The organism is Streptomyces sp. NPDC054887 (genome assembly GCF_053610585.1).
In genome coordinates, this window is record NZ_JBSGYQ010000116.1 from 1 (window position 1) to 11,659 (window position 11,659).

10 protein-coding genes are annotated in these 11,659 nt (G+C 73.6%); 2 read left to right on the forward strand and 8 right to left on the reverse strand.

The window, feature by feature from the left end; genetic code table 11:
* The first annotated feature begins 133 nt into the window (after positions 1–133).
* The gene (locus ACWGH0_RS33855; RefSeq protein ID WP_453408106.1) at positions 134–667 is read left to right on the forward strand and encodes a 2'-5' RNA ligase family protein; all 534 of its coding nucleotides are present in this window, start codon (positions 134–136) and stop codon (positions 665–667) included.
* A gap of 3 nt (positions 668–670) precedes the next feature.
* Here ACWGH0_RS33855 and ACWGH0_RS33860 read toward each other — a convergent pair whose 3' ends face one another.
* On the reverse strand, positions 671–1,702 hold the full coding sequence (locus ACWGH0_RS33860; protein WP_453408107.1) for an SIS domain-containing protein: 1,032 nt from the start codon (positions 1,700–1,702) through the stop codon (positions 671–673).
* Between the two features lie 130 nt (positions 1,703–1,832).
* Here ACWGH0_RS33860 and ACWGH0_RS33865 point away from each other — a divergent pair, with 130 nt between their 5' ends.
* Positions 1,833–2,630, forward strand: a complete 798-nt coding sequence (locus ACWGH0_RS33865) for a DeoR/GlpR family DNA-binding transcription regulator (protein WP_453408108.1) — start codon at positions 1,833–1,835, stop codon at positions 2,628–2,630.
* A 215-nt stretch (positions 2,631–2,845) separates the two neighbouring features.
* On the opposite strand, the gene ACWGH0_RS33870 is transcribed toward ACWGH0_RS33865, so the two are convergent.
* The 7 genes from ACWGH0_RS33870 to ACWGH0_RS33900 form a co-directional block, all read right to left on the reverse strand.
* The gene (locus ACWGH0_RS33870) at positions 2,846–3,853 is read right to left on the reverse strand and encodes an NEW3 domain-containing protein (RefSeq protein WP_453408109.1); all 1,008 of its coding nucleotides are present in this window, start codon (positions 3,851–3,853) and stop codon (positions 2,846–2,848) included.
* Positions 3,854–3,983: 130 nt separating this feature from the next.
* A complete protein-coding gene (locus ACWGH0_RS33875) occupies positions 3,984–5,438 on the reverse strand; it encodes a Gfo/Idh/MocA family protein (protein ID WP_453408110.1) in 1,455 nt (484 codons plus the stop codon).
* Between the two features lie 446 nt (positions 5,439–5,884).
* Entirely contained in the window at positions 5,885–6,697 is an 813-nt protein-coding gene (locus ACWGH0_RS33880; protein ID WP_453408111.1) for a VOC family protein, read from the reverse strand.
* 82 nt (positions 6,698–6,779) lie between these two features.
* On the reverse strand, positions 6,780–8,192 hold the full coding sequence (locus tag ACWGH0_RS33885; RefSeq protein WP_453408112.1) for a cytochrome P450: 1,413 nt from the start codon (positions 8,190–8,192) through the stop codon (positions 6,780–6,782).
* Positions 8,193–8,460: 268 nt separating this feature from the next.
* Entirely contained in the window at positions 8,461–8,934 is a 474-nt protein-coding gene (locus ACWGH0_RS33890; protein ID WP_453408113.1) for a Dps family protein, read from the reverse strand.
* A 100-nt stretch (positions 8,935–9,034) separates the two neighbouring features.
* A complete protein-coding gene (locus tag ACWGH0_RS33895; protein WP_453408114.1) occupies positions 9,035–9,445 on the reverse strand; it encodes a DUF6479 family protein in 411 nt (136 codons plus the stop codon).
* Between the two features lie 282 nt (positions 9,446–9,727).
* Positions 9,728–11,425 (reverse strand): bifunctional 3'-5' exonuclease/DNA polymerase, encoded by a 1,698-nt coding sequence (locus ACWGH0_RS33900; RefSeq protein ID WP_453408115.1) that lies wholly within the window; start codon positions 11,423–11,425, stop codon positions 9,728–9,730.
* Between the last annotated feature and the right edge of the window lie 234 nt (positions 11,426–11,659).

Consider the following 11,659-nt stretch of genomic DNA (forward strand, 5'->3'; position numbering starts at 1 on the left):
ACCTTCCGCGGTCGCCCGCCGGCGGCGCGTCGGGCGGCCGTCGCCCGTCGCCCGCCCGCGGTGGCGCGTCGGTGCCGGCGCTGTGGTTCGCTTGGCCTCGCAGGGGAACAGGCGGCGCGGACGGGGCGGGGGCGTGACAGTGGGGTGGCCCGACGTCGAAGGGGACACGGCCCTGACCATCGGGGTGCCGGAGGCGGATCCCCTGGTCCGGACCGGGATCCCCGCCCATGTGACCGTGCTCTACCCGTTCCTGCACGTGAGCCGGATCGACGGCACAATCCACCGCGAACTGCTCGCCCTGTTCCGGTCGCACGACCCCTTCCGGCTGACGTTCGCCGGGTTCGCGCGGTACCCGGGTGTCCTGTGCCTCGACCCGTGGCCGGCCGACCCGGTACGGGCGCTCACCAAGGAACTCACCGGGCGATGGCCCGAAGCGGCGCCGTACCGGGGCCTGTTCGGCGAGGGCCTCGACCCGCACCTGACGCTGGCCAACCACGAGGGACCGGACACCTGGGAGCGCGCCTACGACGCTCTGGAGGCGGAGCTGACCCCCGCCCTGCCCGTGACGTCGTACGTGGAGGCGGTGCGGCTGATCGTCCGGGAGGACGGTCGCTGGCGGGACCGTACGGCGTACCGGCTGGGGGCGGGCGGGGCGCGCGAGGCATGACGGCTACGCCGGACCGTTCCCCGCACCGCCCGCCGAAGCCTCCCCCGAGCCGCCGTCCAGTACCACCGACCGGGTGAGGTTGCGCGGCCTGTCGGGGTCGTGACCGCGGGACTCCGCGAGGGCGACCGCCAGGCGCTGGGCGCGGATCAGGTCGGCCAGCGGGTCCAGGGCGCCGGAGCCGGCGGCCTGTGACTCGGCCGTCAACGTGCCGCCGACGCGTGCGATGTCCTCGGCAAGACCGTCCGGCAGTGGGCCGAAGACCCAGGCCACGCGGCCGGGCCCGGTGATGCTGATCGGGCCGTGCCGGTACTCCATCGCCGGGTACGCCTCGGTCCACGCCCCCGCCGCCTCGCGCATCTTCAGCCCCGCTTCCAGCGCGAGTCCGTATGTCCAGCCGGTGCCGAGGAAGGTGAACTGCTCGGCGCCGAGCACCTCCGCGGGAAGCGGGGCCGAGAGCGCCCGCCCGGCGTCCCCGATCGCCTCGGCGAGGAGCCGCAGGCCGGGCGGAAGCGCGCCCTCCGACTCCAGGTGGGCGCGCAGCAGGGCGAGGACGGTGGTGGCGAAACGGGTCTGCACGACCGACTCCTCGTCCGCGAAGTCCAGCACGGCCACGGCGTCCGCCGCCGTCATGACGGGCGTGGCGGGATCGGCGGTGATCGCGCCGGTGGGCACCGCGCCCCTCACCCGCCGCAGCACTTCGAGGACTTCGGTCGTGGTCCCCGAGCGGGTGATCGCCAGGACGCGGTCGTAGCCGGTGCGGTACGGGAACTCCGAGGCGGCGAACGCGTCCGTCTCGCCGTGGCCGCCGCTCTCGCGGAGCACGGCGTACGCCTGGGCCATGAACCACGAGGTGCCGCAGCCGACGACGGCGACGCGCTCGCCCCGGCGCGGCAGGGCGTCCGTGTGCGAGGAAAGCGTCGTGGCCGCCCGCGTCCATGTGGCAGGTTGGGAGGCGATCTCGACCGCGGTACGGGAGGCCGCGCGGTCGGGGCGGGAGGCGGCGGTCGGGTCTGCCGTGGGCTCTGCGGTGGGCATGGAACGACTCCCATATGATTGAAGCTGCTCGAACGGCGGGCCTTCCAAGCAGATTCAAGCGTCGCCCGCCATGGGGCGAAGTATTCACCACGCCGATCGCCCCGTCCATGTCGTGAAGGAGTCCGACCGCATGTCGAAACACGAGCGGTGGAGCGCGCTGCTGGAACTGCTGGCCGCCGAGGGCAGGCTGGAGGTCGAGGAGGCCGCGACCACGCTGGAGGTGTCGGCCGCCACGATCCGCCGGGACCTCGACGAGCTCGCGGAGCAGCAGATGCTCGTGCGGACGCGCGGCGGGGCGATCGCGCACGGCGTGTCGTACGAGCTGCCCCTGCGCTACAAGTCCTCGCGCCACGCGTCCGAGAAGCAGCGGATCGCGGCGGCCGCGGCGGACCTGGTCGCGGACGGGGACGTGGTCGGACTCAACGGCGGTACGACGACCACGGAGGTCGCGCGGGCCCTGGCGCTGCGGGCGTCCGCGGCCGGCTCCGCCGCTGCCGCCGGTGCGGGCCCGGTGCTGACCGTGGTCACCAACGCGCTGAACATCGCCGGTGAGCTGGCCGTACGCCCGCAGATCAAGATCGTGGTCACGGGCGGGGTGGCGCGGCCGCAGACGTACGAGCTGGTTGGGCCCCTGGCCATGGGCGTACTGGGCGAGGTGGTGCTGGACGTGGTGGTGCTCGGCGTCGACGGGGTGGACCCTGAGCTGGGCGTGATGGCGCATCAGGAGGACGAGGCGAGCGTCAGCCGGCTGTTCGCGGAGCGCGCGCACCGGGTGATCGTGGTGACGGACTCGTCGAAGATGGGGAAGCGGGCGTTCGCCCGGATCTGCGGGCTGGACCGGATCGACGTGGTGGTGACGGACTCCGCGATCACGGCGGAGGCCACGGCCCGGCTCACCGATGCCGGGATCAAGGTGATCGCCGTATGACCGTATGAGGCCGCGCCCGGGGCGGTCTTCGCCTGTGGGGCGCCGTACGGGCTGACGCGACCGGGGCCGGTTGCCGAGTGGGGGCCGATGGGACCGGTGCCGGTTGCCGGGCGGGTGGCTGCGGCCCACCCGGCAAGCTGCTGCGTCCCCCGGCAAGCTGGCCCCCTGGGCGAGCCGCCCCCGTCCCACCCCGCAGGCCGCCGCCGCGGCTCCCGTTACGGCGCGACGGCCATGGCGAAGATGTGGATGTTGGCGTTCGCGGGCAGGACCACGAACTCCACCGTCTTCGCCGGATCCAGCGGCACCGAGTGGGCGAACACGCTGTACTTCACCGTGGCGTTGCCGTACCCGTCCTGCCGGTTGCGGCCGTCCGTCGACGTGACCAGCGTCGCGCCGTGGGCCGTCACCGGGTCGAACGACCAGTTGGGGAAGCCGAACGTGCCCGTACTGGAGGACCCGTCCGTGTAGTGCACGGTCGCGCCGCCCGTCGCGGCACTGGTGACGCCGGACCCGAGGAAGACGAGCCTGGCGCCGCTGCCGCCCAGGGTGATCGCCTGCCCGCCGCTCGCCACGTTGTCCTTCGTACCGGCCGGCACGTCCGGCCAGGTGAGTTTCGCGCCGAGCGCCTCGACCGTCGCCCCCGGCGTCAGGCCCACCGCGGCGAGTTTCTGCGCCGAGAAGCTGTTGCCCTCGCCGTCGTAGTCGCCGGCCTTCGTCGCGGACTCGTCGGTGATCGCCACGTTGTTGTACGCCGCCGCCAGGTTCGGCCGCGGCGTCCCGGACCGCTCGGTCCGCGTGCCGGTGGCCGTGCCCTCGCCGTCGCCGCCCTGGTACGTGGCGGTCGCCGTGAACGTACGGATCACGAAACCGGAGCGCTTCTCCGGGACCTGGATCCGGAACGTGGTCTCGGCCGTGGCGCCGGACGCCAGGGATCCGTCGACCGCGCGCACGGCCGGCTGGACCGCCCAGCCGACCGGCCCGGCGAAGGCCACCTTCAGGGAGCGCATCCGCTGCGGGCCCGCGTTCCTGACGGACACCTTCACCGTCGAGACGGTCGGGCCGTCGAGGTCGACGGGCGAGACGGTCACCTCGATCCCGGCCGCCGCGGACGTTCCGGCAGCGGGCGCGGCCGCCGCCTGGGCGGGGACGAGCAGCAGCGCGCCCGCCACCGCCGCGGCCAGCGCTCTGAGCGGAGTGATCAGTCGTGCCGAAGCCGATCTCATGGCCTGCTCCTTCGCGAGTGCGCCTGCGCGCGTGCGCGCCCGTGCGCGGGATCGTGGGTCCGGCGGTGCGGTGATCGGGAGATCCGGGGGTCCGGCGTCGTCGGGTACGGCGGTCCTGCGCACCCACCGGTCACGGGACGGGCGGCATCTCGGTCATGCGCGAGTCAAGGCCGGAGCGCAGGTTGACCCAGCCGCCACGGGTGAAGTCCGGTATCGCCACCGGCCGCCCCTTGGCGGCCAGCGACATGACGCTCAGCGGAACCGGCGAACACCAGGCGGCCGAGTCGTACACGTCGATGTCCGGCACCAGCCCCGCCCGCATCGTCTGCACCGTGCGCCACTGGAGTACGTAGTCCATGCCGCCGTGGCCGCCGTTGTTCGCGGCGTCGTCGCCGATCTTCTTCCACAGCCAGTGGTCGAACTCCTTGCGGTACGTGTCGAAGTCGCGCCAGGAGTGGCCGCCGTGGTCCGGTTCGACGTAGATGCGGCCGCCGGTCGTCGACGTGCCCGCGTAGTCCTCGAAGATCCCGCGCGTGCCCGCGATCGAGTTGATGCGGCTGTAGGGGCGGGGCGAACTCACGTCGTGCTCGGCCCTGATGGTCCGGCCCTTCGCCGTCTCGATCGCGCAGGTGACGAGATCGCCGTTGACGTACGTCTCGTTCCACGACGGGTGCGACCTGGGGACGAAGCGCTCGCGGTAGTCGGCGAGGCCCTTCGGCGCGGTCGCGGTGGCCTTCAGCGTCGTCATCCGGTCGCCGCGGTTGATGTCCATCGCCGCCGCGATGGGAGCGAGTCCGTGCATGGCGTAGAAGGACGCGGTGCTGCGGGTGTGCCAGAGCCGGCGCCAGGAGTCGGTGTAGTAGGTGGGGGAGAAGAGGAGGGCGCGCAGGTCGTGCAGGTAGCCGCCGTGGCCGTTGGTGATGTCGCCGAACAGGCCCTCGTGCGCCGCCTTCAGCATGGCCAGCTCGTTGCGCCCGTAGTTGCAGTTCTCCGCCAGCATGAGGTTCTTGCGGGTGCGCTCGGAGGTGTCCACGAGGTCCCACAGTTCGCGCAGTTCGGTCGCGATGGGCAGCTCGACGACGACGTGCTTGTCCGCCAGCAGCGCGGCCTTGCCCTGCTCGTAGTGGAACTCCCACGGCGTCGCGATGTACACCAGGTCGATGTCGTCGCGCTCCAGCATCCGCGCGTACGAGTCCGCCGAGCCGCCGAACTCCGCCGGGCGCGGCTTGCCCTTCGCGACCAGCTGGTCGGCGGTGCGCTTGGCGCGGTCGGCGCGGATGTCACATACGGCGGTGACGACGCAGCCGGGCACGACGGACCAGCCCGTGGTCATGCCGGAGCCCCGGTTGCCGAGTCCGATCACGCCGACGCGGACGGTCTTGTAGGGCTCGAACGGCACGTTGATCATCGACTTCTGGCCCGGCCTGCGCCCCGGTGTCGCTCCGGAGCCGGCGCTCGCGTCGGCGGCGCCGGCGGGGGCCGCCGACGCGCTCCCGGCCGATCCGATCCCGGCGGCGAGGGACGCCCCGGTGGCCAGCGTCCCTCCCAGGAGCGAGCGACGTGAGACTGCGGGGATTTCGGGCATGCGAGACGCTCCTCGATACGTGACCGGCATCACTTCCCTGGCGGGGTCGACTCTCGCTGGATTGCCAGTTACATGTCAATAGGTGCTCGCAGGAAGCACGTTACGAACAGAATCAAGCATTCGGGGGTGCGGGGCGGCCGGGTGTGGATGTGCCCGGGTATGGCGGACAGCGCCGTATTGGGGCGCGAGGGGGTAGCGCTCGGGCCGGGGTGCGGAACCGCACCGCTGTCACTGGGCCGGTACAAGGCCGCCACCACGATCGGGGACTGGCCCGGCGCGTGAGTGCGGGCCGGGCCCGGCCCACCGAGCCGGGCGGGGCTTTCAGGAGCAGGCCGACGTCTCGCGGACCACCGGCCGGTGATGATCACGACCGCCGGCACCGCGGCGGTCGGCGGTCGGGCGCGCTCACGCTGTGCGGCACGGCAGGTCGTGGGCCGGGCGTCCGCTCACGCCGTGGCCGGTGTGGCCGGGGTGAGCACCACGAAGTCCGCACCGGACGGATCGACGCAGACGGCGAGCCTGCCGACGCCCTCGGCGTCTTCGGGGCCCATCAGCACGTTGCCGCCGTTCTCGGTGACCCGCGCGACCGTGGCGTCGCAGTCCTCGATCGCGAACACCGGATGCCAGTACGGCCGGCCGCCGTTCAGCGCCAGGGCCTCCGAGGGGACCTCCATGAGGCCGCCGTGCATCCGTTCCTGCGGCTGGCCGGCGGGGGTGATCATCGAGTACGTCCCGCCGCCGCCCGGGACCTCCATGTCGTCGGTGGTCCAGCCGAAGAGGGTGGCGTAGAACTGCTTGGCCTCGGCCGAGTCGGTCGTGTAGAGCTCCGTCCAGCACAGCGTCCCCGGCTCGTCCGCCGCCTCCATGCCCCGCATTCTGCCCGGCTGCCAGACCGCGAACTGGCCGCCCTGCGGATCGGTGTACTGGGCCATCCGCCCCTCCCCGTCCGCGTCCATGGGGGGCACCCGTACCGTGCCGCCCGACCGCTCGACGGCCTCGGTGGTCGCGTCGGCGTCCGGGGTGCAGAAATAGATCATCCAGGCCGAGCGGGCGCCTTCCTCGGTGAGCTTGCCGATTCCGGCGACCGTCTGCCCCTCCCGCTTCAGCAGGCCGTAGTCGCTCGCGTCCGGCGCGTCGGGGCCGTAGCTCTCGAACTGCCAGCCCAGCACCGCGTTGTAGAAACCGGCCGCCGCGGGGACGTCCTGGGCGCCAAGGTCGATCCAGCAAGGAGAGCCGGGCACGAAGTCGGTGGTGATCATGACCTTGCCTTTCGTCGCGCAGATCCTCGTAGATCCAGCGTGTCACCCACCACTGACACCCGCCGCTCGGCCGCGACTCCCGTCAGGGCCGGGCGGTGGCGGTGAAGCGCAGGGCGAAGTGGTCGAGGGTGTACGGCAGCGGCTTGTCGGCCTGCAGCGCGCCCGGGCCGTCCAGCCGGAGGTTGTGCCCCTCCATCAGCGCGGCCACCAGCGTCGACGTGACGAGCAGGACGAGGTCCTCGCCGGGGCACACGCCCGGCCCCGCGCTGAACGGCACGAGCTCGGGTCCGGTGTGCGCCGTGCCGTCCAGCCAGATCTCCGGTACGAAGCGGTCGGCGTACGGCGCGGAACCGTTGCGGTGGAAGTACGGGGCGTACACCAGGAACACCGTGCCCTCGGGCAGGGTTCCCTCGCCCCACCGGGTCTCCCGGGTGCTCTCGCGCAGCAGGAACGGCGTCGTCGGCCACAGCCGTACGGACTCCGTGACGCACGCGCGGGTGTACGGCAGCAGTTGCGGCCGGGCCAGATCCGGTATGGCCAGCTCATTGCGCACCTGCTGCTCCTGCGCCGGGTGGGTCGCCAGGAGGGCGAGCGTGCGGGCGGCGGCCATGCCGGCCGCGTCGAACGCGAAGAGCCAGTGCGGCACCTGGCCCGCCGGGTCGACGCCCGGCTTGGCGGGCGTCCGGGCCAGCGCCTCGGCGAGGCTGCCCGGCTCCGCCCGGTCCAGGCGCTCGCGCAGATCGCGCAGGAAGCGCTCGCGCTGGCCGGCGGTGACGCGGGTGGGCACCAGCGAAGCCCAGTTGCCGAAGCCGCGCAGGTGGGCGAGCCGGTCGGTGAGGGCCGTGTCGTCCCGAGCCGCGTCCCCGAGGACTACGCGGCGTACGATCCGCCACCAGACGGCGGCGAAGGCGTCCCAGTCCAGCGGGCCGCCGGCGCCGCCGAGCAACTCGGCGGCCTCCTCACGGACCGTGCGCACGAACCCCGGCGCGAGGTGGTGGAGGTGGCGCCCGGTCTCCAGCACTTCTTCGTTGAACGCCCGGCGTTCCTCGCGCTCCGAACCCTGGGAGACCAGTACGCCGTGCGGCTGGAAGTGGCCGAGCGCGTCGCGTTTCTCGCGGGCCGCCGGGGTGAACGGCTCCGGCGTCTCGTCCAGCACCCGGCGGGCGTCCGGCGCCGAGAGCGGCAGGGCGAGGTCCCGGCCCGCCAGGCGCAGATGGAGCGGGCCGGGACCGTATCGGCGGCGCAGCCCGTTCATGAGCTCCACCGCATGACGGTCGGCGTCGACGCGGGCGGCCATCGCCATGCCGCGCCTGCGGCGCCGGATCACACCGCCGGCGAGCGTGGGGAGGGCCACCCGTACGGCGACGCGGGCGGTGTCCCGCGCGGACGCGCGGGCGGGGGTCGGGGCGCGGCGCGCGTCCTGGCCGCCCTCCGCGTCCCGCTCGCCCCGTCGCGCGTCGTCGGTCGATCCGGCGACTGGGTGTGTCCCGGCCATCGTGCGGCTCCTCGGATGCGGTGCGGGTGGGGCGGTGGGCGGTGGTGGGGTGGGGCGGCGGTGGGGCTGGGCCTGGTCGGAGGCGCGGAGGAGGCGGGCGGGGGAGGTGCGCGGTGGTGACGCCGGGGCCGCGTCGGTCCGGTGTGGGCCCGGTGACGGGTCCGGCGCCTCGCGACGGTCCGGCGTCGGCACCGCGACGGCCCCGTGTCGGCCGGCGGTGTGCCGGCCCCGCCCGCGCTGGATGGGCGGGTGCGCGCCCGCGCGGACCTCAGCGCTGGTTCTCGGCCTGGAACATCCAGCGCTGCTTCTCCAGCTCCGCGGTGAGGCCGATGAAGATGTCCTGCGTCACCGGGTCCGGCTTGTCGGTCGCCTCGATCCGCTCGCGCATCCTCGTGCCGATGCCGCCGAGCGCGTCGACGATCAGGGTCACGACATCACTGTCCTGCGTCCAGCCGTCCATGGGCGTGGGCAGTTCGGCCGACTTGGCGACCGTCTCCACGCGTCCGTCCGGCGCGACGCCGATGGCCGACGCCCGCTCCGCCACCACATCGGCGTACGAACGGGCGAAGTCCACCACCTCGTCGAGCTGGAGGTGGATCGAGCGGAAGCGCGGTCCCACGATCGTCCAGTGCGCCTGCTTCGCCAGGAGCGACAGGCCGAGAAGGTCCACCAGAGTGCCCTGGAGGGCCTCCGCGGTGGTCTTGCGGTCGGCGTCGGGCAGGGTGCTCTTGAGGGTGGTCATGCAGGGGTGCTCCTTGTCGACACTCTCGACTCTCGTCTGTGTGCAATCTCTGCGCTGTGGTCAGTCTGTGTACGGAAGGCGCTGTTCCGCCTGTCGGCGGTCAGCTGCCGGGGCCTCCGCTGCCGAAGGAACCACCGGACTTCTCGTCCCACCTGGGCGGCTCCTCCGGGTTTCCGGTGCTGCGCCGGCCGGAGCTGTTGCCGGTGTTCCTGAGCTCGTGCGGCAGAAGCCGTCCGCGGCCGCCCTCCGGGGGAATCACCTCGTCGGGTTCCCGGCGTTCCCTGACCTCGGGCGGGCCCGAGTTCTCGGGGCGGTGCGGTTGCTCCTGGGGCGTGGGAGGCGAAGGCTCGCGGTTCCTGATGCGGATGCCCCACCACACGGCAGCGATCAGAGCGGCCGCGATCGCGAGCCCCGCGATGAAAGGCGCGATGCCGATGACGTGGTCGGTCGCGGCCAGGGGCTCCGCGAGGCCGGCCAATACGCTGGAGCCTGTGCTCTGGATAGCGCTCATGCGCGGCGGGTACCCACGGGGGCCGGAGTCATGAGCGGCCGAACAGGTGAATCATTCCCGAGCGGCCGTGCGTCCCTCCGCCGACCAGCGACGACACGGCCTGGCCGACGCCGTCGCCGTGGTCGGCGCCCGGGGCGACGTGGCCCGCGCGCCGGCCGGCTCGGGCCCCCGGCGGTGTGCCCGCGGGGCCGGTTTGTGCCCACCTGGCCCGCCCACTCGCCGTGCGGGCCCGTAGCCCCGTGCTGGCGCTGCCCGGTGGCTGGTCGGGCGGGTTGCCGGCGGTTACTTCGCGTCGGCGTAGCACTGCACGATCGCCGTCGTGAACGGGAACCGCACCGGCGTCTCGCCGAAGGCGATCCGGCCCGCCAGGTCACCCGCTGCGCGGATCGCCTCCGCCACCGTCTGCGCCTCTTCGGCGGGGCAGTGCACGATCACCTCGTCGTGCTGGAAGAACACCAGCTCCGCCCGCAGCCCCGCCGCCCGCAGACTCTGCCGCAGCGCCGCCATCATCAGCAGCGCCCAGTCCGCGGCGCTGCCCTGCACCACGAAGTTCCGGGTGAATCGCCCCCGTGCCCGTGCGTTCGTCGACGCGTACCCCGGGGTGAACTCCCCCTCGCGCGTCGTCGCCGGCGGCTCTGTGTCGTCCTGGGGGATTCCCGCCTCCCCGTCGTCCCCCGCCCCCGCGGCCGGCGGGCAGGTGCGCCCCAGCCACGTCCGTACGAGCCGCATCTCCTCGCCCGCGCGCGCCGCATCGTCCACGTACGCGACAGCGCGCGGGAAGCGTCTTCGCAGCGCCGCGAGATTCTTCAGGCCGTCGCCGGAGGTCTGCCCGTACACCGCCCCCAGCACCGCGAGCTTCGCCATGTCGCGGTCACCGGAGAACGCCCGGTCCGACACCGCCTTGTAGAGGTCGCCGGGCTGCCCCGCCACGTCCATCAGGCCGGGATCGCGCGAGATCGCGGCCAGGACGCGCGGCTCCATCTGGTCCGCGTCGGCGACCACCAGCCGCCACCCCTCGTCCGCGACGACCGCCCGCCGGATCACCTTCGGGATCTGGAGCGCGCCACCGCCGTTGGTCACCCACCGGCCCGTGATCGTCCCGCCGGGCAGGTACTGCGGCCTGAAGCGGCCCGCCCGCACCCAGTCCTGGAGCCAGCCCCAGCCGTGCGCCGTGTAGATCCGGTACAGCTTCTTGTACGCGATGAGGGGCTCCACCGCCGGGTGGTCGACCCCCGCCAGCTCCCACCGCCGGGTGCTCTTGATCTTGATGCCCGCCTGCGCGAACGCCCTGATCACGTCGGCGGGCAGCTCCGGCCGTACGCGCCGGCCGAACGCCGCCGAGATCTCGTCCGTCAGCTCGGCCATGCGGCGCGGGTCGCCGCCGCCCGCGTACCGCTCGCCCAGCAGCTCCTCCAGCACCGCCCGGTGCACGTCCGCCCGCCACGGCAGGCCCACCCCGTTCATCTCCGAGGCCACCAGCATCCCCGCCGACTCGGCGGCCGTGAGCAGCCGCATCCGGTCGGGGTGCTCCGCCGCGGCGTGTCTGCGCTGCTGGTCCGCGTACACCTCCAGCAGGTCCTCGAACGGCAGCGGGACGGGCTGCGGCTCGAACAGCGACGACTGCGAGCCGGGCTCGGCGGCGCGCTGCGGGGGGTCGGGCGGTACGGGGCGGTCGTGCAGCCGGGCCCAGGCCGCGGCGGCGGAGTGCGGTTCGCCGTGGCGGCCCTCGTGACCCAGCAGCAGTGACTCGGCGTCCTCCACGTCGTAGCACCGCTCGACGCGTACGCCCGCGGCGAGCAGCCGGGGGTAGATCTCGGCGGTGGACCGCCAGATCCACCGCCCGACCTCGGGCCTGGAGCCGACCGCCGTCACGAGGTCCGGCTCCCTGCGCACGTCGCCGGCCGGCCGCCCGTCCCGCCCCAGCGGCACGAGCAGCGCCCCACCCCCGTCCGTCGCGGCGACGGCCCAGCGCTCGCTCATGCCTGCGAGTCTTGCACCCGGCACTGACAACGGGCCGTGGGCGGCGCGCGGGCGGAGTGCGGTGGGGGGCTTCGGGCGGTGCGGGGCTTTCGGGGAGCGGCGCCGGGAGGTGTGGGCGGGGGTGGTGCGGGGCGGTTGCGGGGTCGGTGCCGTGCCGGGGCGTCTCCTCGGGTGTCGAACGTTCGGGCAGTGCTGCGGTTTCTGGGGGGTGGTTGCGTTCGACACCCTGCGGGG

Excerpts from the sequence above, each read along its gene's own strand:
- ACWGH0_RS33890 (WP_453408113.1), bottom strand. The coding sequence starts at position 8,934 with ATGACCACCCTCAAGAGCACCCTGCCCGACGCCGACCGCAAGACCACC.
- ACWGH0_RS33875 (WP_453408110.1), bottom strand. The coding sequence starts at position 5,438 with ATGCCCGAAATCCCCGCAGTCTCACGTCGCTCGCTCCTGGGAGGGACG.
- ACWGH0_RS33860 (WP_453408107.1), bottom strand. The coding sequence starts at position 1,702 with ATGCCCACCGCAGAGCCCACGGCAGACCCGACCGCCGCCTCCCGCCCC.
- ACWGH0_RS33885 (WP_453408112.1), bottom strand. The coding sequence starts at position 8,192 with ATGGCCGGGACACACCCAGTCGCCGGATCGACCGACGACGCGCGACGG.
- ACWGH0_RS33895 (WP_453408114.1), bottom strand. The coding sequence starts at position 9,445 with ATGAGCGCTATCCAGAGCACAGGCTCCAGCGTATTGGCCGGCCTCGCG.
- ACWGH0_RS33870 (WP_453408109.1), bottom strand. The coding sequence starts at position 3,853 with ATGAGATCGGCTTCGGCACGACTGATCACTCCGCTCAGAGCGCTGGCC.
- ACWGH0_RS33865 (WP_453408108.1), top strand. The coding sequence starts at position 1,833 with ATGTCGAAACACGAGCGGTGGAGCGCGCTGCTGGAACTGCTGGCCGCC.
- ACWGH0_RS33880 (WP_453408111.1), bottom strand. The coding sequence starts at position 6,697 with ATGATCACCACCGACTTCGTGCCCGGCTCTCCTTGCTGGATCGACCTT.
- ACWGH0_RS33900 (WP_453408115.1), bottom strand. The coding sequence starts at position 11,425 with ATGAGCGAGCGCTGGGCCGTCGCCGCGACGGACGGGGGTGGGGCGCTG.